At 70.5% G+C, this 23246-nt stretch carries 26 protein-coding genes; 13 read left to right on the top strand and 13 right to left on the bottom strand.

From position 1 onward, the window contains the following. Nucleotides 1–89: 89 nt before the first annotated feature. The 3 genes from JI739_RS06020 to JI739_RS06010 are packed head-to-tail and all read right to left on the bottom strand — an operon-like array spanning nucleotide 90 to nucleotide 2568. Nucleotides 90–566, bottom strand: a complete 477-nt coding sequence (locus JI739_RS06020; protein WP_201682895.1) for a protein-tyrosine phosphatase family protein — start codon at nucleotides 564–566, stop codon at nucleotides 90–92. 14 nt (nucleotides 567–580) lie between these two features. Continuing rightward, nucleotides 581–1849: a cytochrome c gene (locus tag JI739_RS06015; protein ID WP_201682894.1), complete on the bottom strand. Its 1269-nt coding sequence runs from the start codon at nucleotides 1847–1849 to the stop codon at nucleotides 581–583. Further along, nucleotides 1846–2568 carry a c-type cytochrome gene (locus JI739_RS06010; RefSeq protein ID WP_201682893.1) on the bottom strand — a complete coding sequence of 241 codons (723 nt, stop codon included), beginning with the start codon at nucleotides 2566–2568 and terminating at the stop codon, nucleotides 1846–1848. Before JI739_RS06010 ends, JI739_RS06015 begins: the two co-directional genes overlap by 4 nt. Before the next feature lie 96 nt (nucleotides 2569–2664). Here JI739_RS06010 and JI739_RS06005 point away from each other — a divergent pair, with 96 nt between their 5' ends. From JI739_RS06005 to JI739_RS24780, 7 genes are all read left to right on the top strand, one after another. Further along, the gene (locus tag JI739_RS06005; RefSeq protein ID WP_201682892.1) at nucleotides 2665–2859 is read left to right on the top strand and encodes a hypothetical protein; all 195 of its coding nucleotides are present in this window, start codon (nucleotides 2665–2667) and stop codon (nucleotides 2857–2859) included. Between the two features lie 208 nt (nucleotides 2860–3067). Beyond that, nucleotides 3068–3985, top strand: a complete 918-nt coding sequence (locus tag JI739_RS06000; protein ID WP_201682891.1) for a DUF808 domain-containing protein — start codon at nucleotides 3068–3070, stop codon at nucleotides 3983–3985. Beyond that, nucleotides 3982–5133 (top strand): methyltransferase, encoded by a 1152-nt coding sequence (locus tag JI739_RS05995; RefSeq protein ID WP_354003682.1) that lies wholly within the window; start codon nucleotides 3982–3984, stop codon nucleotides 5131–5133. The genes JI739_RS06000 and JI739_RS05995 overlap by 4 nt, the downstream gene beginning before the upstream one ends. 50 nt (nucleotides 5134–5183) lie before the next feature. Then, complete coding sequence (locus tag JI739_RS05990) at nucleotides 5184–5465, top strand: hypothetical protein (RefSeq protein ID WP_201682890.1); 282 nt, start codon at nucleotides 5184–5186, stop codon at nucleotides 5463–5465. 157 nt (nucleotides 5466–5622) lie between these two features. Continuing rightward, nucleotides 5623–6528 carry a hypothetical protein gene (locus JI739_RS05985; RefSeq protein ID WP_236589077.1) on the top strand — a complete coding sequence of 302 codons (906 nt, stop codon included), beginning with the start codon at nucleotides 5623–5625 and terminating at the stop codon, nucleotides 6526–6528. A 152-nt stretch (nucleotides 6529–6680) separates the two neighbouring features. Continuing rightward, nucleotides 6681–7283, top strand: coding sequence for a L,D-transpeptidase (locus tag JI739_RS05980; protein ID WP_236589075.1), 603 nt, complete (start codon nucleotides 6681–6683; stop codon nucleotides 7281–7283). A gap of 153 nt (nucleotides 7284–7436) precedes the next feature. Beyond that, nucleotides 7437–8195, top strand: coding sequence for a hypothetical protein (locus JI739_RS24780; RefSeq protein ID WP_201682888.1), 759 nt, complete (start codon nucleotides 7437–7439; stop codon nucleotides 8193–8195). Nucleotides 8196–8262: 67 nt separating this feature from the next. On the opposite strand, the gene JI739_RS05970 is transcribed toward JI739_RS24780, so the two are convergent. Both JI739_RS05970 and JI739_RS05965 read right to left on the bottom strand, forming a co-directional pair. Next, a complete protein-coding gene (locus JI739_RS05970; RefSeq protein ID WP_201682887.1) occupies nucleotides 8263–8760 on the bottom strand; it encodes a DUF4864 domain-containing protein in 498 nt (165 codons plus the stop codon). Between the two features lie 352 nt (nucleotides 8761–9112). After that, the gene (locus tag JI739_RS05965) at nucleotides 9113–9478 is read right to left on the bottom strand and encodes an HPF/RaiA family ribosome-associated protein (RefSeq protein WP_201682886.1); all 366 of its coding nucleotides are present in this window, start codon (nucleotides 9476–9478) and stop codon (nucleotides 9113–9115) included. 96 nt (nucleotides 9479–9574) lie between these two features. On the opposite strand from JI739_RS05965, the gene JI739_RS05960 reads away from it, so the two are divergent. From JI739_RS05960 to JI739_RS05950, 3 genes are all read left to right on the top strand, one after another. Next, nucleotides 9575–10243, top strand: a complete 669-nt coding sequence (locus tag JI739_RS05960; protein WP_201682885.1) for an alpha/beta hydrolase — start codon at nucleotides 9575–9577, stop codon at nucleotides 10241–10243. Between the two features lie 93 nt (nucleotides 10244–10336). Next, complete coding sequence (gene gshA / locus JI739_RS05955; protein WP_201682884.1) at nucleotides 10337–11893, top strand: glutamate--cysteine ligase; 1557 nt, start codon at nucleotides 10337–10339, stop codon at nucleotides 11891–11893. Nucleotides 11894–12030: 137 nt separating this feature from the next. Next, nucleotides 12031–12945, top strand: a complete 915-nt coding sequence (locus tag JI739_RS05950) for an SDR family NAD(P)-dependent oxidoreductase (RefSeq protein WP_201682883.1) — start codon at nucleotides 12031–12033, stop codon at nucleotides 12943–12945. Nucleotides 12946–12979: 34 nt separating this feature from the next. Here the strand turns inward: JI739_RS05950 and JI739_RS05945 are convergent, their stop codons facing one another. The 3 genes from JI739_RS05945 to JI739_RS05935 all read right to left on the bottom strand — a co-directional run bounded on the left by JI739_RS05945 (nucleotide 12980) and on the right by JI739_RS05935 (nucleotide 15805). Next, on the bottom strand, nucleotides 12980–13306 hold the full coding sequence (locus JI739_RS05945) for a hypothetical protein (RefSeq protein WP_201682882.1): 327 nt from the start codon (nucleotides 13304–13306) through the stop codon (nucleotides 12980–12982). A 21-nt stretch (nucleotides 13307–13327) separates the two neighbouring features. Then, entirely contained in the window at nucleotides 13328–13927 is a 600-nt protein-coding gene (locus tag JI739_RS05940) for a YceB family lipoprotein (RefSeq protein WP_201682881.1), read from the bottom strand. Between the two features lie 96 nt (nucleotides 13928–14023). Next, nucleotides 14024–15805: a glutamine--tRNA ligase/YqeY domain fusion protein gene (locus JI739_RS05935; RefSeq protein WP_201682880.1), complete on the bottom strand. Its 1782-nt coding sequence runs from the start codon at nucleotides 15803–15805 to the stop codon at nucleotides 14024–14026. Between the two features lie 128 nt (nucleotides 15806–15933). On the opposite strand from JI739_RS05935, the gene JI739_RS05930 reads away from it, so the two are divergent. Beyond that, nucleotides 15934–16398 (top strand): hypothetical protein, encoded by a 465-nt coding sequence (locus JI739_RS05930; protein WP_201682879.1) that lies wholly within the window; start codon nucleotides 15934–15936, stop codon nucleotides 16396–16398. A gap of 371 nt (nucleotides 16399–16769) precedes the next feature. After that, a complete protein-coding gene (locus JI739_RS05925; RefSeq protein ID WP_201682878.1) occupies nucleotides 16770–17582 on the top strand; it encodes an undecaprenyl-diphosphate phosphatase in 813 nt (270 codons plus the stop codon). A 9-nt stretch (nucleotides 17583–17591) separates the two neighbouring features. Here the strand turns inward: JI739_RS05925 and JI739_RS05920 are convergent, their stop codons facing one another. Further along, entirely contained in the window at nucleotides 17592–18419 is an 828-nt protein-coding gene (locus tag JI739_RS05920; RefSeq protein WP_201682877.1) for a proteasome-type protease, read from the bottom strand. Next, nucleotides 18416–21040, bottom strand: coding sequence for a DNA mismatch repair protein MutS (mutS, locus tag JI739_RS05915; protein ID WP_201682876.1), 2625 nt, complete (start codon nucleotides 21038–21040; stop codon nucleotides 18416–18418). Before mutS ends, JI739_RS05920 begins: the two co-directional genes overlap by 4 nt. A gap of 172 nt (nucleotides 21041–21212) precedes the next feature. On the opposite strand from mutS, the gene JI739_RS05910 reads away from it, so the two are divergent. Continuing rightward, nucleotides 21213–21818, top strand: a complete 606-nt coding sequence (locus tag JI739_RS05910) for a hypothetical protein (protein ID WP_201682875.1) — start codon at nucleotides 21213–21215, stop codon at nucleotides 21816–21818. A gap of 31 nt (nucleotides 21819–21849) precedes the next feature. On the opposite strand, the gene JI739_RS05905 is transcribed toward JI739_RS05910, so the two are convergent. Genes JI739_RS05905 through JI739_RS05895 form a run of 3 tightly spaced genes read right to left on the bottom strand, consistent with a single transcriptional unit; the run spans nucleotide 21850 to nucleotide 23203 of the window. After that, on the bottom strand, nucleotides 21850–22077 hold the full coding sequence (locus tag JI739_RS05905; RefSeq protein WP_201682874.1) for a DUF2798 domain-containing protein: 228 nt from the start codon (nucleotides 22075–22077) through the stop codon (nucleotides 21850–21852). Next, nucleotides 22074–22664 (bottom strand): flavodoxin family protein, encoded by a 591-nt coding sequence (locus JI739_RS05900; RefSeq protein WP_201682873.1) that lies wholly within the window; start codon nucleotides 22662–22664, stop codon nucleotides 22074–22076. Before JI739_RS05900 ends, JI739_RS05905 begins: the two co-directional genes overlap by 4 nt. 41 nt (nucleotides 22665–22705) lie before the next feature. Then, nucleotides 22706–23203, bottom strand: a complete 498-nt coding sequence (locus JI739_RS05895) for a DUF2938 domain-containing protein (RefSeq protein ID WP_201682872.1) — start codon at nucleotides 23201–23203, stop codon at nucleotides 22706–22708. Between the last annotated feature and the right edge of the window lie 43 nt (nucleotides 23204–23246).

The following is a 23246-nucleotide window of genomic DNA, read 5'->3' as shown; positions in this document are numbered from 1 at the left end:
CGCGGCCGCGGCCGGAGAAGACTACCTTCGGCGGGTGTGGTCCGCCGAGGCTTCCGCGCACCGTGAAGAGTGTTCGTCTCCGCGTGAGCCTAGAACCACTCCACCAGGCCCGACTGTTCCGCGTTCTGCGGGTTCGATCCCGCCTCGCGCACCTTGCGCAGCGCCTGCGGCGTGTCCAGGCCCAGCGCCTTGAGCACGCAGGCCGCGGCGCTGCCGGTGCGGCCCATGCCGGCGGCGCAGTGCAGCAGCACGGTGTCGCCCTGGCGCAGCGCGGTGGCGAGCGCGCGCACCTCCTGGCGGAAGCCGACGATGTCTTCGGGCAGGCCGAAGTTGCGCATGGGCAGGTGCGACCAGGCGAAGGGCAGCTTGCCGGCCAGGACGGCCGCGTGATACGCGGGGGAGAGTTCGGCCAGTTCGGCGCGCGGGGTGAGGCTGACCACGCGGCCGATGCCCAGGCGGTGGGCCTCGGCCAGGAATTCGGGCCAGGGCTCGAAGCGCCCCGGCATGGACGCCAGCCAGAGGCGGCCGGGGACGTCGGCAGGGAGTTCGACGGCGCGGGCGGGCATGCCGCAATTGTCGATCAGCGGGTGGTGCCGCGCTGCTGCGCGACATCGAGCTCGCTCACCGCGCCGGCCGAGTTGCCCCAGGCGCCTCGGATGAAGCTGAGCACGGCCGCGACCTCGGCGTCGCTCAGTTCCAGCGCGAACGGCGGCATGCCGAAAGGCCGGGGATGACCCTGCGTGGCCGGCGGGAAGCCGCCGTACATGACCACCTGCACCAGGTTGGCGGTCACCGGCATGGTCACGGCGCGGTTGCCTGCCAGCGGCGGGTAGGCGCCGGCGATGCCCTGGCCCTGCTCGCCGTGGCAGGCGGCGCAGTGCTCGGCGTACAGGCGCGCGCCGCGTTCGCGCAAGGCGGCGCCAGCGGGCGGGGCACTGTCGGGCGAGGCATCGGTTTCCGGCACCTCGCGCAGGAACACGGCCATGGCGCGCAGGTCGGGCGCCGACAGATGCTGTGTGCTGTGCAGCACCACCTCGGCCATGGGCCCCAGCGTGCTCGCGCCCGGTGCCGAGCCGGTGCCCAGGAGCTGCACGATGCGGTCGATCTCCCAGCCGGCCAGGCCCGCTTCCGCGCGCGAGGCCAGCGAGGGGGCGTACCAGCCCTGCATGGGGATCATCCCGCCCGAAAGGTCCATCAGTTCCGTCGCGCCCAGGGCGTTGCGGGTGCTGTGGCAGGCCGAGCAGTGGCCCAGGCCCTGCACCAGGTAGGCGCCGCGGTTCCACTCGGCGCTGCGGCCTGCTTCGTCGGCGTACACGCCGGGGCGGAAGTAGAGCGCCCGCCACACCGCCAGTGCCGCCTGGGTGCTCACCGGCCAGCTCAGGTCGTGCGGTGTGTTCGCGCGCTCCACCGCCGGCAGGCTGCGCAGATAGGCGAACAAGGCGTCGGCGTCGGCACGGGTGACGCGCGTGTAGTTGGGGTACGGGAAAGCCGGGTACAGCAGGCGCCCGTCGCGCGAGCGGCCGTGGTGCAGCGCGCGCCAGAAGTCGTCGGCCGTCCACGCGCCCAGCCCCGTTGCGGCGGGCGTGAGGTTGCTGCCATGGAGCGTGCCGAAGGGCGTGTCGATGGCCCGGCCGCCGGCGTACGGCGCGCCGCCGCGCTCGGTGTGGCAGGCCATGCAGTTGCCGGCGCGGGCGAGGTAGGCGCCGCGCTCCACCAGGGCGGCGCCCTGCAGGGTGGAGGGCGCGGCCGCCGTCGCCGGCTCGTGCTGGCTGCGCCAGGACAGCCAGGCAAACGCGGCGGCCAGCAGCAAGAGCAGGGCGAGGGCCACGAGCGACAGGCGCCGCGTCATGGCGCCGGCCTCCCGGCGGGCAGCACGGCGCTGCCGCAGGCCATGGGGGGCGGTTCGGGCAGCCGCGCCACGGGCTTGGCGTCGGCCGGGACGGGCTGGGCCGCGAGCCAGCCGGCGACCGCCTCCAGGTCGGCCGGCTGCAGGCGCCTGGCGATGTCGGCCATGCAGTCGGGCGCGTGGGCGCGGCGCTGGCTGCTGCGCCAGGCACCCAGCTGGGCCAGCAGGTAGGCGCGCGGCAGGCCCAGCAGGCCAGGGGTGTTGGGCTGCACGCCGGTGAGCGCGGCGCCGTGGCATCCGGCACAGGACGGCAGCTGCCGCGACGGATCGCCTTGCAGCGCCAGCGCCCGGCCATGCTCGAGCGTGGCGGGTGGCACCCGGGGCGCAGCCGGGGGCGGGTAGGGCACGTCGAGGCTGGCGAAATGCTGCGCGATCTCCATCAGGTAGGCATCGGAGAGCGGGTCGAGCAGCCGGGTCATCAACCCGTAGTGGCGCCGGCCGTCGCGAAAGTGCAGCAGCTGGTTGTACAGGTAGCCCGCGGGCTTGCCGGCGATGCGCGGGTAGTAGCCGTCGGGGCCGGCGCGGCCCTGGTCGCCGTGGCAGGCGGTGCAGGCCAGGGTGCGCTGGGCCATGGTGTTCTCGAAGGCGGGGGCGGCCTGCGCCACCGTGGCGGCGCAGGCAAGGGACAGGAGGATGCGGAGTTTCACGGCGTCCGCGATCATGCCCGGGTTTGCGCGCGCCGCGCCTGCGCGCTCTCCTACAAGGCGGCTGGGCCGCGCTGCATAGAGTCGAGTTCCTGGTCCCGCATGGAGGTCCCCATGACCGACAAGAAACCCGCATCCGCGCCCGACGTGATCCCGCCCCGCCCGCCGCCCGAGCCCGAGGTCGGCAGCGATTCCGAAGGCTCGAACGCGATCCAGCACGAGCCCAACCCGCAGGCCGACCGAACGCACGAGCCGCTCGGCCCCGACGGGCGCCGGCTGCGGGGGCCGTACCCGACCGGGAACACTTGACCCCCCCGAAGCGGCCTATCGGCCGCCTCCCCCCAGGGGGCGCAACCGGCGGCCCGGCGAAGCCGGTTCCGCGGTTGCCTTGGAGGGGCCTACCGCTGCGCGGTGGCCTGGGGGGGCCTACCGGTGCGCGGGGGGTGGAGGGCGAGTCTTGTCGCGCTTGTCTTTTTCATTCGGATAATCCGCGCCAACCTTCACTCGAGCACGACCCATGGCCTCCAGCTTCTTTGCCCTGTTCGACGACATCGCCACCTTGCTCGACGATGTCGCCACGATGACCAAGGTGGCGGCTCGCAAGACGGCCGGGGTGTTGGGGGATGACCTCGCGTTGAATGCGCAGCAGGTGACGGGGGTGCGGGCCGAGCGCGAGTTGCCGGTGGTGTGGGCGGTGGCCAAGGGGTCGCTGCTGAACAAGGTGATCCTGGTGCCGGCGGCGCTGGCGATCAGCGCCCTTGCGCCCTGGGCGATCGTTCCGCTGCTGATGCTGGGTGGCGCATTCCTGTGCTACGAGGGCTTCGAGAAGCTGGCCCACCGCCTGAGCCACAGCCGGCACGAAGACGAGGTGCACCGCCAGGAACTGGTGCAGGCGGTGACCGACCCGCGGGTGGACGTGCTCGCCTTCGAGAAGGACAAGATCCGAGGCGCGGTGCGCACCGATTTCATCCTCTCGGCCGAGATCATCGTGATCTCCCTGGGCACGCTGGCGCAGGCCAGCTTCGCCCAGCGGGTGGCGGTCCTGGTGGGCATTTCGCTGCTGATGACGGTGGGTGTCTACGGGCTGGTCGCGGGCATCGTGAAGCTGGACGACCTGGGGCTGCACCTGAGCCGCCGCGCGAGCGCTGGCGCGCAGGCCCTGGGGCGCGGCATCCTTCGTGCCGCGCCGTGGCTGATGAAGACGCTGTCGGTGGTCGGCACGGCGGCGATGTTCCTGGTGGGCGGCTCCATCCTGCTGCACGGGGTCGCACCGCTGGCCCACTGGGTGGAGGGGCTGCTGCATCCCCTGGGCGGCGCCGCTGAAATGCTGCTGGGCCTGTTGGCCGATGCCCTGGTGGGACTGGTTTCCGGGGCGATCATCCTGGGGCTGGTCCTGCTCGCCCGCCGCCTGGTGCCCCAGCGGGCGGCGGCGTGAGCGACCTGCGGGTCGCCTGGACCGAGGACGGCGCCGAACGCCAGGCGCGCTGGCGCTCCGAGTCCGGCTGGCCCGTGCCGGCGCGCATTTCACTCGCCGACGACACCCTGGCGGCTGACGTTGCCTACCGCCTGGCCTGCGAAGGCACGGCCCTGCTCTGGCGCGGCGACTACCAGAATGCGCGCCAGCTGCTGCAGGCGCTGGCCCGGCGCATCGACCGCAAGCCGCGCAAGGCTGCGGCCCCGCCGCCGGAGTCCGAGCCACAGGCGCTGTTCCACCGCCACCGGCAGGCGCAGGCGCGGCGGGCGCGCCTGCTCTCCATGGTGCTGGTCGAGTTGCAGGGCGACTACTCGATCGCGCTGCGGCGCGCGCCCGATTTGCGCGCGGCCTGCATCGAGGCCTGGGGTGCGCCCGACGGGCAGCCGCAACTGGTGGCGCTGCGCGAGCTGATGGGGCTGGTGGGCGCGCACGAGTGGCGCAAGAAGGGGGTGGAGGTGCCTGCGCTGGGGCCGCCGCCCGACAACCGCATCCATCCGCACTACGGCGTGTTCTCGCCGGTGCGTGGCGAGTACCTCGACCTGGTCGCGCGTGCGCCCCTGCCAGCCGACCGCAGCCTGGCGTGGGACGTGGGCACGGGCACCGGCGTGATCGCCGCGCTGCTGGCGCGGCGCGGCGTGGCGCATGTGGTTGCAACCGACAACCATCCACGGGCGCTGGCCTGCGCGCGCGAGAACCTCCAGCGCCTGCAACTGCAGGACCGGGTGGAGGTGCGGCAGGCCGACCTGTTTCCCGAAGGCGCCGCGCCGCTGGTCGTGTGCAACCCGCCCTGGCTGCCGGCGCGGCCTTCGTCGGCGCTGGAGCACGCCGTCTACGACCCCGACAGCCGCATGCTGGCCGGGTTCCTCGCGGGGGTGGCGGCGCGGCTGCGACCGGGCGGCGAGGCCTGGCTGATCCTGTCCGACCTGGCCGAGCACCTGGGGCTGCGAAGCCGGGAGCAGCTGCTGGCGCTGATCGCGCAGGGCGGCCTGCAGGTGCGCGAGCGGCTGGACATCCGGCCCCGCCATCCGAAGGCGGCGGATGCCGCCGACCCGCTGGCGATGGCCCGCAGCCGGGAGGTCACCTCGCTGTGGCGGCTGGTCCGCGCCTGAGCCGCAGTCCTACAGGGGGCGCACGGAGCCCCTTCTAAGGTGCGGCCATCATGGACTTTTCCGCCGACTGGATCGACTGGGTGCAATGGCCCGCGATGGTGTTCACCGTCACGGCCGCGTGGCTGGTCGCATCGACTCGCAAGACGCGCCGCAACGTCGGCTTCTGGGTGTTTCTCGTGAGCAATGCGCTGTGGATCGTCTGGGGCCTGCATGACGGTGGCGCCTGGGCTTTGATCACGCTGCAGCTGGCGCTGGCGGGGCTGAACATCCGCGGCGTGCTCAAGACCGAGGTGCCCGAGCCCTCCCACTCGACGAGGGCTGCGTCCGGCTGAGTGCGCTTCCTACACCTCGTCCCGCCATCGCCGCACTTGCCGGCTCATCGCATCGGCCTAGCCTTCAGGGCGACCGGTCGCGGACCGGCTTGCCACCCATCAAGGACCTCACCATGAAGAACACGCTTCCCGTGCGGCCTCCAGGCACGGAATCGGCATGAGCCCTGGCGACGAAAGCGCCCCCCGCAAGCGCCTTGGCGGGCTGCGCAGGCTGCGCGACGGGCTGTTGATCGGCCTGCTCGCGGTGGGGGCCGCGCTGCTCGTGCTGCCGTCCGGCCAGCAGCCGACGGCCATCGCGTCGCCATCACCCAGCGCCACCTCCAGCTCCAGCTCCGGCCTCACGGCCGCGGCCCCGGTCGTCCCGCAGGCGAAGCCCGCGGCGGCCGGCAAGCCTGCTTCGCCCGCGTCGCTCCAGTCGACAGGCGAGGTGCGCGTCGAGCGGCAGGCACCCCGCGTGGTGCGGGTGGCGCATTTCGGCGACCAGCGGGCGTCGGCCGAGGCACGGCACGTCGCCAACTGGGCGCTGTACTCGGGTGACAACGAAGGCTTGTCGGTGGTGGTGGTCGACAAGAAGGACGCCCGTGTGTTCGTGTTCGACCCCGAGGGCGAGCTGCTCGGGTCGTCGCCCGTTTTGCTCGGCTCCATGGTGGGCGACCACACCGTGCCGGGCGTAGGCGACAAGCCCATCGCCGAGGTGCTGCCCGAAGAACGCACCACGCCCGCCGGCCGCTTCATCGCCGAGCCCGGACGCAACACCAAGGGCGAAGACGTGGTCTGGGTCGATTTCGACGCCGCGGTATCCATGCACCGGGTGCGGCCCCTGGTCAAGGCCGAGCGCCGCCTCGAGCGTCTGGCCTCACCCACGCCGGCCGACAACCGCATCTCCTACGGTTGCATCAACCTGCCTCGCGCGTTCTACGAGAAGGTGCTGAGCCCCACCGTGCGCGGCGGCGGCGCCGTGATCTACGTCCTGCCGGAGACCCGCACGCCGACCGAGGTGTTCGGCTCGTACGACGTGCCCAACGCCGACGTGCTGGCCCTGTTCACCAAAAAGTCGCGGTAACCGGCTGTCACTTTCCCGTCCACGGTTGGGCGGGTCTGCATTCGTAACCTCTGCCATTAGCATGCGCGGGCGGTCGAGCCGGGCGAGGGGCCTGGCTCCCGCACCCGCGTGGCGCGGCCACGCGTGCCAGGACGCAGGGGCGGCGAATGGGGATGAGGGGGTGGGCGCTCGCAGCGGCGCTTTCGTGGGTGCTCGCGGGCGCGCATGTGCAGGCACAGGAGCAGCGCGTCTCCGGCGATGCGCGCGAACTCGCCACGTGGGTCGTTCGCAGCGGCGACGCCGCCGGCAGGCCCTACGCCATCGTCGACAAGAAATCCGCGCGCATCCACCTGTTCGACGCCCGGCACCAACTGGTCGCCTCCAGCGACGTGCTGCTGGGGCAGACCGTGGGCGACCACACCGTCGAGGGCGTGGGGCAGCGCACGCAGGAGGGGCGGGTGGGGCTGCATGAGCGCACCACCCCGGCCGGGCGGTTCGAGATCCGGCCGGGGCGCAACGACAAGGGCGAGCACGTGCTCTGGCTCGACTACGAAGCGGCCTTCGCGATCCATCGCCTGCGCCCGGGTGCACGGCTCGACCAGCGCCTGGCCCGCCTGGCCAGCCCCAGCCCGCGCGACAACCGGGACACGCTGGGCTGCGTGGTGGTGCCCGTGGCGTTCTACCTGGACCAGGTGCAGCCGTTGCTGTCGCGGCGCAGCGTCGTCTATGTGCTGCCCGAAGCAGGCATTTCGCAGTGGGCGGCGCTCGACCTGTGAATCAGATGTGACAAAGCTCGAGTCGAGGCGGCTACCGTCCGACACCCAAACCTGAGAAGCGCTGACGGGGCCGTTTGCTGCGCCCACTAGTCTAGGACCCAGTCGGCCACCGAGCCGGCTCCGACTCACTCTTCTCAGGTAAGGAGCTTTCACATGCGAATTTCGTCTCTTCTGAAGGGCATGCTCACGGCGGCCGGCGTCGCCGTCATGGGCGTGGCCATGGCTCAGAGCACCGGCTCGGGCAGCGCCCCCTACACCCCTGGCACGATCAGCGCCACCACCCCGGGCGGTACCGGCACGAGCGCCGGCCCGACCGCCGGCTCCGGCGTCGGCGCACCCAGCACCTTGCGCTCCGACATGCCTGGTGCGAACGCGGGTTCCAGCGGTTCCAGCGCAGGGTCCACGATGGGCGCCAGCGGCGCCGCCGGCTCGGGCAGCGCCCCCTATACCCCGGGTACGACCAGTGCCACCACCCCGGGCGGAACGGGCACCAACGCCGGACCGACCGCCGGCTCCGGCGTCGGCGCACCCAGCACCTTGCGCTCCGACATGCCTGGTGCGAACGCAGGTTCCAGCGGTTCCAGCGCAGGGTCCACGATGGGCGCCAGCGGCTCGGCCGGCTCGGGCGCGCCCTACACCCCCGGCACGACGCGGGCCACCACGCCGGGCGGCGCAGGCACGAGCGCCGGCCCGACCGCCGGCTCCGGCGTCGGTGCTCCCAGCACCTTGCGCTCCGATACGGCCGGTGCGAACGCTGGCTCCAGCTCGACGATGGGCACCACGGGCAGCACCACTCGTGATACCACCACCCGCTCGACGACCACGACCACCCAGACCGATGCCGAGCGCCGCATGGGCGCGGCTGGCGGCATGGGCGCCGCGGGTGATCGGATGCGGATGGACCGCAACTGAGCGCACTCCAGGGAGGATTGAAAAAGCCGGCGCGAGCCGGCTTTTTCTTTGGCTTCCGCAAACCGGCTCAGGCCGGCATCCAGGGGTTCTGCGTCACCGCGCAACCGCTGATGCGCCAGCTGCGGTCGGGCTGCTGCTCCAGGATGAAGACCGCCAGCCAGGAGTTGTCGTCGCGGTCCTTGATCTCCACGAGCTGGAAGGCACCGTCGGACTTGCGACGCGGCGGATGGAAGTTCACCTGCGAAGGCTGGTAGACCATCGGATAGGCGCCCATCATCATGGCGAGGAAGCGGCCCGAGCTGCCGACGGCCTCCCGCACACGCGGCGTGGTGGTGTCGAACATGCGCTCGGCGTCGCTCTGCGCCATGGCCTCGATCTGCGCGATGATGACCTTGCGCACCTCGGTGGCTTCGGCTGCGGGCAGCAGCTCGTCGATCACGGCGCGCGGCAGCGCGGGTTCGGAGATGCGCTGCATGATCGGCTCCGAAGCGGTGGCCGTCATCGTGCCGGCGGTGAGCGCCAGGGCGACGGGAAGCAGCAAGCGGTGCAGGGGAAAGGTGTTCATAGGGGCTCTCCGGCGGCAATCCCACACAAGGGTGAGTGCCGGCCCAGCCTCGCTGGACAATGGTCCTGCCGTTTCGCTTCCGAGGGTTGCGAAAGTTCCGATCCCTGTCCGGTCGCGCGAGGCTGGCCCGGCGCAGTTCCAGTGTGGGCAGCCGGGCGGTGGGCGCGCGAGAGTCGCGCTCCTGTCGTCGCGTAGGTCCGGTTCGGGCGCCTGCAAACGCCCGTCGCCTACCTGGCGTCAGCAGCGTCGGGCCAGCCGCCGGCCGTCATCCACCCGGGGCGCGGCACAAGGGACGACACCCCGCCGTGCCTGCCGGCGCGGCGGGGTGTCGTGCGGGAGGGCTGAGGCGTGACTACTCGGCGAGCTCGCTGCCGGTCTTGCGGATGGTCTCGCGGTCGCGGTGCTCGCGCCGGTCGAGTTTGCCCAGCTTGCTGTCCAGGACCTTGATCAGCTTCTGCGCCGCGCCACGGATGGCCATGTCCTGGTTTTCCGCGCGGTGCTCGGCGACCAGCGGATCGTGCCCGGTGACGCGCGCCTCCAGCAGGCAACGCTTGTCCGCCGGACCGCTCTTGCCGCTGTTCTCGTCCTTGAGCTGCACCTCGACGCCGGTGATGTCCTGGCGAAAGCGCGCGAGTTGTTCGTTGAGGTATTCGCTGGCCCAGAGTTCAAGGGTTTCCTTGCCTTCGATGCCATCGCCGGGGTTGACTTGCACTTGCATTCACTTGCTCCTGTTTGCTCGGTTGCCCCGCAGTGTGTCCAGCAGGCGCACGCGCGCCCTGTAGGACAATGCCACCCCGATGAAGAGGATCAGAACATGAGCCAATTGGACGCCGTCGAGATCGAGACCGGGCCGTCACCCGTGGCCAGCATGATCGTGTTGCACGGGCTGGGCGCGGACGGCCATGACTTCGAGCCCGTGGTGCGCTCGCTGAGCCTGGCCATGCCCGTGCGCTTCGTGTTGCCGCACGCACCGGTGATCCCGGTGACGGTCAACAACGGCTTTCGCATGCGCGCCTGGTACGACATCACCGGCCGCGACGGCGCCGGCCGCGAGGACGAAGCCGGCCTGCGTGGCTCCGCGGCGGTGGTGCAGGCGCTCCTTGCGCGCGAGGAAGAAAGGGGCGTGCCAGCTGAGCGCATCGTGCTGGCCGGGTTCTCCCAAGGCTGTGCCATGTCGCTGCTCGCGGGGCTGCGCTATCCACGGCGACTGGCCGGCATCGTGGGCCTGTCGGGCTACCTGCCGCTGGCCGCCACCACCGCAGCCGAGCGCAGCGCGGCCAATGCCGGGGTGCCCATCTTCCTGGCCCATGGCCGCCACGATGAGATCGTGTCGTTCGAGCGCGCGCTCGCCAGCCGTGACCTGCTGCAGGCGCTCGAGTACCCGGTGCGGTGGCACGAGTACCCGATCGGCCATGCGGTATCGCCCCAGGAAATCGCCGACCTGCAGCGCTGGCTGCTGGACACCCTGGCGGCCCCGGAATAACGTTGCGATGGCCTTGGGCCGCCCGCAGCAGGAAAACCGTGATGGTGATAACTTCCACAGCTCTCGCCGCCTCGGCCTTCACCCCTGACAACCATGAGAATCCACGCAGAGGCCCTGGCCACGCTCGACACTGAACGCATCAAAGGCATCCGTCGCGGTGTCGAGAAGGAGAGCCTGCGCGCCACCGCCGACGGCAGCCTGGCGCTCACGCCGCATCCGCATGCGCTGGGCTCGGCGCTCACGCATCCGCACATCACCACCGACTACAGCGAATCGCAGCTCGAGCTGATCACCGGCGTGCATGCCACCCCGGAGACCTGCCTGGAGGAGCTGATGCGCATCCACCAGTTCACCTTGCGCGCGCTCGGAGACGAGTTGCTGTGGGTGTCCAGCATGCCGTGCCGGCTGCCGGCGGACGAGAACATTCCGATCGGCCGCTACGGATCGTCCAACGTGGGCCGGGCCAAGAGCGTCTATCGCATGGGGCTTGCGCACCGCTACGGCCGGCGCATGCAGACGATTTCCGGCATCCACTACAACTGGTCCATGCCCGGCGTGGACAGCGCGGGCTACTTCGGCCTGATCCGCAATTTCCGGCGTCATGCCTTCCTGCTGCTGTACCTGTTCGGCGCTTCGCCAGCGGTGTGCTCGTCCTTCGTGGAAGGCCGGCAGCACGATTTGCAGACGCTCGGCGACGGCACCCTGTACATGCCGCACGGCACCTCGCTGCGCATGGGTCGCCTCGGCTACCAGAGCGACGCGCAGGCGAGCCTGGCCGTGAGCTACAACGGACTCGACGGCTATGCCGCCTCGCTGCACGATGCGCTGACGCGGCCGTTCCCTACCTACGAGTCGGTCGGCGTGATGAACCCCGGCGGCGAGTACAACCAGCTCGCCACCACGCTGCTGCAGATCGAGAACGAGTTCTACGGCGTCATCCGTCCCAAGCGCGTGATCTTCCCGGGCGAGCGGCCCTTGCACGCGCTGCGCGAGCGCGGCGTCGAGTACGTGGAGGTCCGGCTGCTCGACCTCGACCCCTTCGTGCCGGTCGGCATCAAGGCGCCCACCATGCGCCTGATCGACGTCTTCCTGCTGCACTGCCTGCTGTCCGACAGCCCGCCGGACACTCCCCACGAAATCGCACAGATCGGGCGCAACCAGCACCTGACCGCGGCGCATGGACGGCAGCCCGGCCTGCTGCTCGAGCGCGGCGACGAACAGGTGCGCCTGACCGACTGGGGTGCCGAGATCCTGCAGGCTTGCGAGCCGGTGGCGCAGGCGCTCGACGACGCGGCGGGCGGCACCACCGATCACATGGACGCGCTGCGCGGCGCACTGGCGCTGCTGGAAGATCCCTCGCTGCTGCCGTCCGCCCGGGTGCTGGAGGCGCTGTCGCGTGACTTCGGCAACTCGTTTATCGACTTCGGCATCGGGCATTCGCAGGCCACGCGCACGAAGCTGCTGTCGCTGCCGTTCAGCGCGGAGCAACAGGCGCGTTATTCCCAGTTGAGCGAGCAGTCCCACCAGGAGCAGCGACGCATCGAGGAGAACGACTCGATGAGCTTCGAGTCCTATCGCCGCCAGTACATCGCGCCCGAGCGGCTGGGGCTGACGCGCACCGCCGTGGCGCCGTCGCTGGCATCGGTCTGATCCCTGGGAGTCCGGGCGGCAGAGGTACGAGCCCGCGCCGGTGCGCCATGCCGCCCGGGCTCCTCGCGGCGTGTGGGCTGGGCCGTCGGGCAGGTAAGCTCGGCGGGTCCACTCGACCACTCTGCAGGGAGATCGCCATGCCGCTCGATTTCAGTCAACGTGTCGCGATCGTGACCGGCGCCGGCGGAGGCCTCGGCCGCGAGCATGCGCTGGCGCTCGCCGCCCGCGGCGCACGCGTGGTGGTCAATGATCTCGGCGGCGCGGTGGACGGCACGGGCGGCGGCGTCGGGGCCGCGCAGGCGGTGGTCGACGAGATCCGCGCCACCGGCGGCGAGGCCGTCGCCAATGCCGCCTCGGTGACCGATCCGGCGGCCGTGGAACAGCTGGTGCAGCAGGCCATCGGCACCTGGGGCCGGCTCGACATCCTGGTGAGCAACGCCGGCATCCTGCGCGACAAGACCTTCGCCAAGATGGACCTGGCCGATTTCCGGCAGGTGCTCGACGTGCACCTGATGGGCGCCGTTCACCTGTGCAAGGCGGCCTGGCCCCACCTGGTGGAGCGCAGGTACGGCCGGATCGTGCTGACCACCTCGTCCACCGGGCTGTACGGCAATTTCGGCCAGAGCAACTACGGGGCCGCCAAGCTGGCGCTGGTGGGCTTCATGCAGACCCTCGCGCTCGAAGGGCGCAGGCACGGCATCCACGTCAACTGCATCGCACCGACCGCGACCACGCGCATGACCGAGAACCTGTTCCCGCCCGACATGCGCGAGCCCTTCGCGCCGCGGGCGGTGGTGCCGGCCATGCTGGTGCTGGCGGCCGAGTCGGCGCCGACCCGCACCATCCTGTGCGCCGGGGCGGGCGCCTTCGAGGCGGCGCACATCACCTTGACGCGCGGCATCCACCTGGGCGATGGCGCCGACACGGACGAGCAACTGGCGGCGCGGCTGGCCGAGGTGGTGGACCGCGGCACCGGCGAGATCGTGCCCGACAGTGGCAGCGTGCAGGGTGCGCACGAGATGGGGCTCGTGCGCGCGCACCGGGCCGGTTAGCGGATGGTCCGCGCAGACGCGCCCGACAGCCGCGTCACAGCGGCCCCGGCAGCGCTTTCAAGCCGACCCAGATTGCGCCGATCACCGCGTTGACGGGCACGCTGAGCGCCCCCGGCACGTAGAACAGGGCCGACAGCCCTGGCGCGTTCCATGCCAGCTCGATCAGCCATCCCAGCAGGCACAGGAACAGCCCGATCGAGAGCCACCGGCGCATGTACGTGGGCAACCATTGGGCTTGCGCCTGGTTGTGCCGCCAGGCCGCGGCCCGCTCGAACACGCTCCCGCGGTTCACGTCCTTGAACAGCCAGCCGAAGAAGAAGTATCGGTACAGCAGCGTGCGGAATACGGGGTCGGTGGTCACGGCGGTCTCCTGGCACGGCGCCTAGCGGTAGGTGCCGCCGGACCGCGCGAAGTCGATGCTCAGGCCTTGCGAGGTGACGCGGATCGGTTCCGGGCGCAGGCCGAGCGAGCGCAGGCGCTCGACGTCGCCTGGCTCCATCCGGTAGAGCACGGTGTCGCTGGCGAACTGATGCGCGATGGCGCTGAGCGCGCCCTGCAGCAGCTCCGCGCTGCGCCCCATCACCATCGGCAGCTTCAACGAGGCCAGCTCCACGTTGCGCATGCGGACGCTGAAGTCCTCGGGGTCGACCTGCAGGCCGAACAGCAGGTCGAAGGTGCCGTGCCACGGTTGGGGCAGCAACGCGCCGCTGGCGTCGAAACGCATCTCGGCCGCCAGCCGGTCCTGTTCGGGCAAGGTGCGCAGCCGGTCGACGCGGGCCTGCAGGTTGACCACGCCCAGCAGCGAATGACGCAGCGGTACCCGCTCCTGGAGCTTGCGCTCGAGCCGCGCGGTGCTGATCTCGAAATGCCGGGGCGTGCCCAGACCCGCGCATCCGGCCAGGGCGCCCGCCATGGCGCAGGCGGCCAGGGTCCGCAGATGGTGGCGACGGCTCTCGCGCAGGGTCAGGGCAGGCAGGGGCATGCTCGCGACATTGTGATGCCCGTCGAGCCGGCCGTGGGCCGCGGGTTCCAATCCGTGACACGGCGCCCGGGCTTGCCGGCGCCGGCGCGGTTGCGCTTACTTGCCCCAGCGGTCCTTGAGCCCGGCCGTCCGGTTGAACACCAGATGGTCAGGCCCGTGGTGCTTGCGGTCGGCCACGAAGTAGCCATGGCGTTCGAACTGGAACTTCTCGTCGCCGCCGGCCTGGGCGAGCGACGGCTCGACGAAGCCGCGCACCACCTGCAGGCTCTGCGGATTGAGCTCTTCCAGGAAGGGCCGCTCGCCCGTGTCGGGGTGCGGCACGGAGAACAGGTGGTCCACCAGGCGGATCTCGGCGGCGACGCCGTCGGCCGCGCCGACCCAGGTGATGACACCCTTGGCCTTGACGCTGTCGCTGCCCGCGGTGCCACTCTTGGTCTCGGGAAAGACGCGGGCCCGCACGGCCTGTACGCGGCCGCCGGCGTCCTTGTCAGCGCCGGTGCACTCGACCACGTAGCCGTACTTGAGCCGCACCCGGTTGCCCGGAAAGAGACGGTTGTAGCCCTTGGGCGGAGTCTCCTCGAAGTCGCCGCGCTCGATCCAGAGTTCGCGCCCGAAGAAAAAGCGCCGCTGCCCCCGCTCGGGCTGGTGCGGATGCACCGGCGCACTGCACGGTTCGAGGTGCCCCGCGCCCATGGCCTCGTCCCAGTTCTCGATGACGAGCCGCACCGGGTCGAGCACCGCCATGGCGCGTGCGGCCTTGGGGTCGAGGTCGTCGCGGAGCGCGGTTTCGAGCGTGGAGAAGTCGATCCAGCCGTTGGCCTTGGTCACGCCGATGCGCTCGGAGAACAGCTGCAGGCTCTCCGGCGTGAAGCCGCGCCGGCGCAGGCCGACGATGGTGGGCATGCGGGGGTCGTCCCAGCCGCTGACGTGGCCTTCGTCCACCAGCTGCTTGAGCTTGCGCTTGCTGGTGAGGACGTGCGTGAGGTTCAGCCGCGCGAATTCATACTGGCGCGGCTGCGGCGTGTTGATCAGGCCGCCTTCGCGCAGGCGGTCGAGCAGCCAGTCGTAGAACGGCCGCTGGTCCTCGAACTCGAGCGTGCACAGGCTGTGGGTGATGTTCTCCAGCGCGTCCTCGATCGGATGCGCGAACGTGTACATCGGGTAGATGCACCAGGCCGTTCCGGTGTTGTGGTGCTCCGCGTGCTTGATGCGGTACAGGGCCGGGTCCCGCATGTTGATGTTGGGGCTGGCCATGTCGATGCGAGCCCGCAGCACCGCGGCGCCGTCGGGCAGCTCGCCAGCCCGCATGGCGCGAAAGCGCTGCAGGTTCTCGTCGGGCGTGCGCTGGCGAAACGGGCTGTCCACGCCCGGGCGGCCGAAGTCGCCGCGGTTGGCGCGCATCTGCTCGGGGGTCTGCTCGTCCACGTAGGCGTGTCCGGCACCGATCAGGTACTCGGCCGCGCGGTACATGAAGTCGAAATAGTCGCTCGCGTGGTAAAGGTGGCTGGTGCCGTGCGCGTCCCACGAAAAGCCGAGCCAGCGCACCGCGTCGAGGATGGCGTCGACGTACTCCTGCTCCTCCTTCTCGGGGTTGGTGTCGTCGAAGCGCATATGGCAGACGCCGCCGTACTCGCGCGCCAGCCCGAAGTTCAGGCAGATGCTCTTGGCGTGCCCCACATGGAGGTAGCCGTTGGGCTCGGGCGGGAAGCGGGTGCGGATGCGGGCCGGATCGAGCGGGCCGCTCTGCTGCGTGGCGGCATCGGCCGGGCGGCCGGCCCAGTGCCGATCCGCATAGGTGCCTTGCTCCAGATCACGCTCGATGATCTGGCGCAGGAAGTTGCTGGTCTTCGGGCTGTCGTGCTCGTGGGCCGCTGTCATAAGCCTTCGATTCTAGGCGGCGGCCCAGGTCGTTACCGCTTGCAACCAATTCGTCGGACCGGGCGCCGGCCCGGCAGCGTCCAATGGAAGTCGCGTCGATGAAGCGCGCGCAGACCGAGGAGCCGTCCATGAACCCGTCACGACACAAGCTGATGCGCCTGGCGGCCGCCTGCGCCGTGTGGGTGGGCTGTAGCGTGGCGCAGGCAGGCACCCAGATCCATGGATCGGTGGTCATCAGCAGCCCGGGCGTGACGGTGGGCGTCACGCACTACCCCCGGCCGATCTACGTGCAGCCCGCGCCGGTCTACGTGCAGCCGCCGAGCTATGTGAGGCCGGCGCCGGTCTACGTGCGGCCGGCGCCGGTCTACGTGCGGCCCGCCCCGGTCTACGTCCAGCCGGCGCCCGTGTACGTGCAGCCCGCACCGGTCTACGTCCATCCGGCCCCGGTGTATTCGCAGCCGCCGGTCATCTACAGCCCGCCCCCGGTGGTGTATGGGCAGCAGCCGATCCACCTGGCACCCGGCCATGGACGCTTCAAGCCGCATCACCCTCACGGACACCGCGGCTGGGGCGCAAGGCCGCACGGACGTTGAACTCCACGAACCCGGCGCGCAAAAAAAGGCCCCCAGGTGGAAGCCTGGGGGCGAATATGCCAGTCGCGGGACGGAGGGCCGGACCAGCTCACCCCGGAGGAGGAGGGGACTCAGAGGAGTCGGGGTGATTTCCTGTGGCGGGGTGCGCGGATCAGTCGAATTCCCGCGGCCTCGTGCATTCGGAATGGGTGTAGTAGACGCGGCAAGCCTCAGCCATTTTTGTAGGACGCAGGCTTGTTCCCCTGCCGGAGCATGGCTCTAAAAAGCATCTGTGGCGTCGTCTCCGCGGGGTCGCTCGAAAGCGCTTCGGCAACCCCTGCCAGCTCGGGTGGCACAGCGATAATCGCGCTCTTTGTCGAGCGGGGTCGTACGTGGATATCGAGTTGTGGATCAAGGCCGCTCTGATGGGCATCGTCGAGGGCCTGACCGAGTTCCTTCCCGTCTCGAGCACCGGACACCTCATCCTGGCCGGCCACCTGCTGGGGTTCACCGACGCGAAGGCCAAGGTGTTCGAGATCGCCATCCAGACCGGGGCGATCCTGGCGGTGATCCTGGTGTACTGGGAGCGCCTGCGGCGCACGGTGGTGGCCCTTCCCCATGAGGTCAAGGCCCGTGCCTTCTGGATCAACGTGGCGATCGGCGTGGTGCCGGCCGTGGTGCTGGGCCTCTTGCTCGGCGCGGCCATCAAGGCGCACCTGTTCACCCCCCAGGTGGTCGCCAGCGCCTTGATCGTGGGCGGCTTCATCATCCTTTGGGCCGAGCGGCGGCAGGCGCACGCGCAGACCGTGCGCATCCACGAAGTCGACCACATGAAGCCCTGGGACGCGCTCAAGGTGGGCCTGGTGCAGTGCGTGGCGCTGGTGCCCGGCATGAGCCGAAGCGGCGCCACCATCATCGGTGGCATGCTGCTGGGCCTTTCACGCCGCAGCGCCACCGATTTTTCGTTCTACCTCGCCATTCCCACCCTCATCGGCGCCGGCGGCTACAGCCTCTGGAAAGAACGTGCGCTGCTCTCGGCGGCCGACCTGCCGATGTTCCTGGTGGGCCTGCTGTTCTCGTTCGCCAGTGCGTGGCTTTGCGTGCGCTGGCTGCTGCGCTACATCGCCAGCAACAGCTTCGTGCCGTTCGCCTGGTATCGCATCGTGTTCGGCATCGTGGTGCTGGCGACGGCCTCGTGGCTGTGAACGCAGCGGCTACAGGAGCTTCTCGCCAGGGTCGGTGATCTTGGGCAGCGGCTTGCGCGAGCCGCAGTTCACGCGCAGCGGCGTGTCGGTCTGCTCGCCGTCCCACACCGGGTCGGGCAGGCTGTCGAACGCCTCGCGCAGGCGCTGGCCCCAGCTCTCGTGCACCATCCGGTAGTACGGGTTGGCCATGTCGATGCACGCGACACGCTCGGAGGAGAGCCGGTCGGTTTCGTACACCACCAGGTCCAGCGGCGGTCCCACCGACAGGTTGGACTTCATCGTCGAGTCCATCGACACCAGGGCGCACTTGGTGGCTTCGGCCAGCGGCGTCTCCGGCCTGAGCAGCCGGTCCAGCACCGGCTTGCCGTACTTGAATTCCCCGATCTGGAAGAACGGCGTCTCGGCCGTGGCCTCGATGAAGTTGCCGGCCGAGTAGACGTTGAACAGGCGCGGCGGTTCGCCGGCCACCTGTCCGCCGAAGATCAGCGACACGTTGAAGTCGAGCCCGGCGCGGCGCAGCGATTCGCCCTCGCGCTGGTGCATCCGCCGCACCGTCTGGCCCAGCACGCGCGCGGCATCGAACATGCTGCGGACGTTCCAGATGGTCAGGGGTTCGGTGGCGTCCCCGTCGGTGAGTTCCTCGGTCTGCAGCGCTTCGCGGATGGTCTGCGCGATGGAGAGGTTGCCCGCGGTGAGCAGCACCATGAAGCGGTCGCCGCTGCGCTCGTAGATCAGCATCTTGCGAAAGGTGCTGATGTGGTCCACGCCGGCGTTGGTGCGCGAGTCCGAGAGGAACACCAGGCCTGCGTTGAGCCGGATGCCGACGCAGTAGGTCATGAGCTGAGCTTCTTGAGTTGGTAGAGCGCGTCCAGGGCCTCGCGGGGGCTCATCGCGTCCGGATCGAGGGCGGCCAGCGCGGCCTCGGCCGGACTGCGCGTGGCCACGGCGGGCTCGGGCGCAGGTGCGAACAAGTCTACCTGCTCGCGGGCCTGCGTCTGTTGTTCCTCCAGCGCGGCGAGGGCATGGCGCGCGTGGTGGACCACGGCCGCGGGCATGCCCGCCAGCCGCGCCACCTGGATGCCGTAGCTACGGCTGGCGGGGCCGGGCTGCAACTCGTGCAGGAACACGATGTCGTGGCCGGATTCGGTGGCGCTCACGTGCCAGTTGACGGCGGCATGGTGCCGCGCCGGGAACTCGGTGAGTTCGAAGTAGTGCGTGGCGAACAGGGTGTAGGCCTGTGTCCGGTCGTGCAGGTAGGCGGCGATGCCCGAGGCCAGCGCCAGGCCGTCGAAGGTGGACGTGCCCCGGCCGATCTCGTCCATCAGCACCAGGCTGCGCGGCGTGGCCGCGTGCAGGATCTGCGCGGCCTCGGTCATCTCCAGCATGAAGGTGGATTGCGCATTGGCCAGGTCGTCGGCCGCGCCGATGCGGGTGTGGATCGCATCCATCGGCCCCAGGCGGCAACTGCGCGCCGGCACCCACGACCCCATCGAGGCGAGCAGGCAGATCAGCGCCACCTGCCGCATGTAGGTGCTCTTGCCGCCCATGTTGGGCCCCGTGATGATCTGCATGCGCTGCTTGGGCCCCAGCCGCGTGTCGTTGGGAATGAAGGCGCCGCTGCCGGTCTCGGCCAGCCGTGCCTCCACCACCGGATGGCGGCCCTGCGCGATCTCGATGCCCGGTTCGCGCGTGAACTGCGGGCGGCACCAGCCCAGCGTGAGCGAGCGCTCGGCCAGCGCGCACAGCGCATCCAGCGAAGCGATGGCCCGCGCCAGCCGGGTGAGCGCGGGCACGTGGGCCTGCAGCTCGTCGAGCAACTGCTCGTAGAGCCACTTCTCGCGCGCCAGGGCCCGCTCCTGGGCCGACAGCGCCTTGTCTTCGAACGCCTTCAGCTCCGGGGTGATGAAGCGCTCGGCGTTCTTCAGCGTCTGGCGCCGGCGGTAATCGGCCGGCACCTTGTCCAGCTGTCCCTGCGTGACCTCGATGTAGAAACCGTGCACCCGGTTGAACTGCACGCGCAGGTTGGCGATGCCGGTGCGCTCGCGCTCCTGCGCTTCCAGCTGCAGCAGGAAGCCATCGGCGTTGTTTTGGATGGCCCGCAGCTCGTCGAGGTCGGCGTCGCAGCCGGCGGCGATGACACCGCCGTCGCGAACCAGCGCGGCGGGCTCGGCCATCAGCGTGCCGGCCAGGCGCTCGGCGCAGCCCGGCGGCGCCTGCAGCTGCGAACCGATCTCGCCCAGCAGCCCGGCCTGGCTGGCCAGGATGGGTGCCAGCTGCGCCGCCAGCTCCAGCGACTGGCGCAGGCCCACCAGCTCGCGCGGACGCACCTGGCGCAGGGCCAGGCGGGCGGTGATCCGTTCGATGTCGTTGATGCCCTTGAAGGCCCCGCGCAACGCGTCCAGCGGTCCTTCGCGCAGGGCCGCGATGGCATCCTGGCGCTGGGTGGCCGCCGTGCGGTCTCGCCGCGGCTCCAGCAGCCAGCACTTGAGCAGGCGGCTGCCCATGCCGGTCACGCAGGCGTCCAGCAGTTTGAACAAGGTCGGGCCGTCGTCGCCGCGCAGGGTCTGCACCAGCTCCAGGTTGCGCCGGGTGGCCTGCGGCAGGTCGATCAGTTCGTCGTCGCGCTGCACCTGCAGGGCGTGCACGTGCGTCAGGGCCCGGCCCTGCGTGTGTTCGGCGTACGCCAGCAGGGCGGCCGCGGCCGCGTGGGCCTGCTCCAGTGATTGCGCGTCCCAGGCCGCAAGGCTGGTGGCCTGCAGTTGCTCGAGCAGCTTGCGCTGGCCCAGGCCGGCGTCGAACTGGAACGCGGGGCGCAACGCCAGCGAGGGCGCGCCCGCGGACTGCAGGGCCTTCAGGCGCTGCTCGAACGCCGGCGTCACCTCGCCGCTGTAGATCACCTCGCTGGCGCCGATGCGGCCGACCCATGGCTCCAGTTCATCGCCGGCGCATTCGGCCAGGTGCACCATGCCCTGGGTCAGCGCCATCCAGGCCAGGCCCAGCCGGTTGCGCGGCCCTTGCTGCACGGCCAGCAGCAGCGCCTCGCTCTTGTCGTGCAGCAGGGCGGTGTCGGTGAGGGTGCCGGGCGTGACCACGCGCACCACCTTGCGTTCCACCGGCCCCTTGCTGGCGCCCACTTCGCCGATCTGTTCGCAGATGGCGACCGACTCGCCCATGCGGATCAGCCGAGCGAGGTAGGTCTCGGCCGCGTGGAAGGGCACGCCGGCCATGGTGATGGGTCGGCCAGCCGACTGGCCGCGCCGGGTGAGCGTGATGTCCAGCAGGCGCGCGGCCTTCTCGGCGTCTTCCCAGAACAGCTCGTAGAAGTCGCCCATCCGGTAGAAGACCAGGATGTCCGGGTACTGGTGCTTGACGGCCAGGTACTGCGCCATCATGGGGGTGTGCTTGTCGAGGTCGCCCGGCGTGGGGGCCACCTCCGGGGCGTCGGCAGGAAGTTTCATGCGGGTCGTCTGGAAGGGCCGGTATTGTCGCCGGGTGCGGTTCCGTCAGCGGGCAACTACAGGTGTTGGCGGCTGCGGCGTACACCCCTTTGCGCGTTCCGGCGCATCATCGCGCCGCTTTCCGGGCCGGCCGGAGTGGCTCGGGCCCGGCGAGCTTGTGAAGGAGCCCATGATGAACAAGCTGCTTCTTTCCGCGTGCGCCCTTTTTGCCGCGCTCGCGGTCCATGCCCCATCGCCCGCGACTGCGCCGGCCGCCGCCGACAAGGCCCCGGCCAAGGCCCAGGCTGCCAAACCGGCCAAGGCCGACGATCGCCAGCTGATCCAGAGCGCCGAACGCGCCGCCCCGCGGCAGGTGGCACAGGGCGCCACCGTCGTGGCCGTGGAGGCGGACGGCAAGATGCGCACCCTGCGCCAGGGCAAGAACGGATTCACCTGCATGCCCGACAACCCGGCCACGCCCGGCCCGGACCCGATGTGCATGGACAAGGCCGCGATGGAGTGGGCCCAGGCCTGGATGGAGAAAAAGCCGCCGCCGGCCGGCAAGGTGGGCTTCATGTACATGCTCGAGGGCGGCACCGACGCGAGCAACACCGACCCGCATGCGCAAAAACCCACCGCCGACAACAACTGGGTCAAGACCGGCCCGCACGTGATGATCGTGGGCGCCGAGCCGTCGTTCTACGAGATGTATCCCAAGGACGCCAAGCCCGACACCCGGGTGCCCTACGTGATGTGGCCGGGCACGCCCTACCAGCACCTGATGATCCCGGTGCGGTAGGGCCCGCACGGGCAGCGGCCGGGGCGCGGCCTCACTCCGGCGCGAGCAGTGTCCGGACGATGCGACGGGCAACGGGACCCACCAGCAGCACGATCGGGAAAGCCAGCAGCCAGGCCGTGACCCAGGACGTGGCCCAGACGGCCGCGAAGCCTTCGCCGAATCCCTGCGACACGGCGGTCGAGATCGCGGAGACGACCAGCGACATCAGGCCCGACAGCAGGAGGCCGAACAGCACCGGCTCCCAGCGGCGGGGGATCATCGCGCCACCTCCGCCTGCCGCTCGCATGCCACGCAGGCCAGCGCCCGGGCCAGGTTGGCGCCGAACATCCGGGCCGTCTTGAGATCCCCCGGCGCGAACGTGCTGCCGGCCGGAGCCGAGTGGCCGGCCTGCGCCATCAGCCCGGACCAGGAGCCGAGCCTGTTGGCGGCTTCGTCGACGGGAACGCCCCCATGCTGCTCCGGCAGGATCGCGTTGCCGACCCAGAACATGCCGTGTTGCATGGCGAAGACGAACAGGGACATCAGCGTCGACTGCTTGTCGCCCGAAGGCAGGGCGGACACGGTGAAGCCGGCGGCCAGCCTGCCCTTGAGGGCGTGCGTCTTCCACAGGCGGCCCGTGGCATCCATGAACGCCTTGAAGGGCGCGGAGACGCCGCCGAGGTAGGTGGGCGACCCGAAGACGAAGCCATCGAAGTCCAGCAGTCGCTCGGGCGAACGGGCCAGGTCGGCGGCCTTCAGCAGGTGCACGCGCACGCCGGGGACGGTCTGCGCGCCTTGCGCGATGAGTCCGGCGATGCGCTCGGTGTGGCCGTTGGCGCTGTGATAGATGACGGCGAGGGATTTCATGGTGCGGTCCTTGGAGTGGGGGATCTCATGGGCGAGAAGCCTCATCGCGAGATCCAGGCGATGAACAGGGCGCTCAGGTACAGCCCGAGCCCGAAGACGGCGTGGTTGGCGAGGCTGCGGGCGCGGCTCTTCAGGGGCGACGGCGTGCGGGCCGCGGCGATGCCGGCGCCCAGGGCCGGTTGCATCACGAGCCACGGCGCCAGCACGGTTCCGATTCCGATGGCCAGCGCGGGCAGCACCGTCGGACTCCGGGTCCACTCGACCCCCTCCAAGCCGACCAGCAGCGCGGCGAAGGCCAGGCCGGTCGCATAGTGGAACGACCAGCCAAGGGTGCGCTCGCCCTCGATGGCTTCGGCCTTGGCAATGGCGACGTGCCTGAAGACGCCACGCGGCCAATGGCCGACCCAGCGGCCGATCGGCGAGAAGTCGAGCGGCGGGCCGCCCAGGCGCTGCTGCAACAGCAGCCAGAGGTCCAGCGTGGCGGTGGCGCCGACACCGACCAGTGCGACGCGGGCGATGTCCTGTACGAGAGGATCCATGGTCTTTCCTTGGTTGACGGGAAGTGGCATGGAGCCCACTATG

The sequence above is a fragment of the Ramlibacter aurantiacus genome, from assembly GCF_016722895.1.
Lineage (GTDB): Bacteria > Pseudomonadota > Gammaproteobacteria > Burkholderiales > Burkholderiaceae_C > Ramlibacter > Ramlibacter aurantiacus.
The sequence above is the reverse complement of the archived record's forward strand: the minus strand, read 5'-3'. Positions and strand labels throughout refer to the sequence as shown.

Coding starts and splice junctions, on each gene's coding strand:
- JI739_RS05940 (WP_201682881.1), bottom strand. CDS start 13,927: ATGCCCCTGCCTGCCCTGACCCTGCGCGAGAGCCGTCGCCACCATCTG.
- JI739_RS06010 (WP_201682893.1), bottom strand. CDS start 2,568: ATGATCGCGGACGCCGTGAAACTCCGCATCCTCCTGTCCCTTGCCTGC.
- JI739_RS06020 (WP_201682895.1), bottom strand. CDS start 566: ATGCCCGCCCGCGCCGTCGAACTCCCTGCCGACGTCCCCGGCCGCCTC.
- JI739_RS05900 (WP_201682873.1), bottom strand. CDS start 22,664: ATGAAATCCCTCGCCGTCATCTATCACAGCGCCAACGGCCACACCGAG.
- JI739_RS05935 (WP_201682880.1), bottom strand. CDS start 15,805: ATGACAGCGGCCCACGAGCACGACAGCCCGAAGACCAGCAACTTCCTG.
- gshA (WP_201682884.1), top strand. CDS start 10,337: ATGAGAATCCACGCAGAGGCCCTGGCCACGCTCGACACTGAACGCATC.
- JI739_RS05950 (WP_201682883.1), top strand. CDS start 12,031: ATGCCGCTCGATTTCAGTCAACGTGTCGCGATCGTGACCGGCGCCGGC.
- JI739_RS05990 (WP_201682890.1), top strand. CDS start 5,184: ATGGACTTTTCCGCCGACTGGATCGACTGGGTGCAATGGCCCGCGATG.
- JI739_RS05960 (WP_201682885.1), top strand. CDS start 9,575: ATGAGCCAATTGGACGCCGTCGAGATCGAGACCGGGCCGTCACCCGTG.
- JI739_RS05920 (WP_201682877.1), bottom strand. CDS start 18,419: ATGACCTACTGCGTCGGCATCCGGCTCAACGCAGGCCTGGTGTTCCTC.
- JI739_RS05895 (WP_201682872.1), bottom strand. CDS start 23,203: ATGGATCCTCTCGTACAGGACATCGCCCGCGTCGCACTGGTCGGTGTC.
- mutS (WP_201682876.1), bottom strand. CDS start 21,040: ATGAAACTTCCTGCCGACGCCCCGGAGGTGGCCCCCACGCCGGGCGAC.
- JI739_RS06005 (WP_201682892.1), top strand. CDS start 2,665: ATGACCGACAAGAAACCCGCATCCGCGCCCGACGTGATCCCGCCCCGC.
- JI739_RS05910 (WP_201682875.1), top strand. CDS start 21,213: ATGAACAAGCTGCTTCTTTCCGCGTGCGCCCTTTTTGCCGCGCTCGCG.
- JI739_RS06015 (WP_201682894.1), bottom strand. CDS start 1,849: ATGACGCGGCGCCTGTCGCTCGTGGCCCTCGCCCTGCTCTTGCTGCTG.
- JI739_RS05965 (WP_201682886.1), bottom strand. CDS start 9,478: ATGCAAGTGCAAGTCAACCCCGGCGATGGCATCGAAGGCAAGGAAACC.
- JI739_RS05970 (WP_201682887.1), bottom strand. CDS start 8,760: ATGAACACCTTTCCCCTGCACCGCTTGCTGCTTCCCGTCGCCCTGGCG.
- JI739_RS24780 (WP_201682888.1), top strand. CDS start 7,437: ATGCGAATTTCGTCTCTTCTGAAGGGCATGCTCACGGCGGCCGGCGTC.
- JI739_RS05980 (WP_236589075.1), top strand. CDS start 6,681: ATGAGGGGGTGGGCGCTCGCAGCGGCGCTTTCGTGGGTGCTCGCGGGC.
- JI739_RS05985 (WP_236589077.1), top strand. CDS start 5,623: ATGAGCCCTGGCGACGAAAGCGCCCCCCGCAAGCGCCTTGGCGGGCTG.
- JI739_RS05930 (WP_201682879.1), top strand. CDS start 15,934: ATGAACCCGTCACGACACAAGCTGATGCGCCTGGCGGCCGCCTGCGCC.
- JI739_RS06000 (WP_201682891.1), top strand. CDS start 3,068: ATGGCCTCCAGCTTCTTTGCCCTGTTCGACGACATCGCCACCTTGCTC.
- JI739_RS05905 (WP_201682874.1), bottom strand. CDS start 22,077: ATGATCCCCCGCCGCTGGGAGCCGGTGCTGTTCGGCCTCCTGCTGTCG.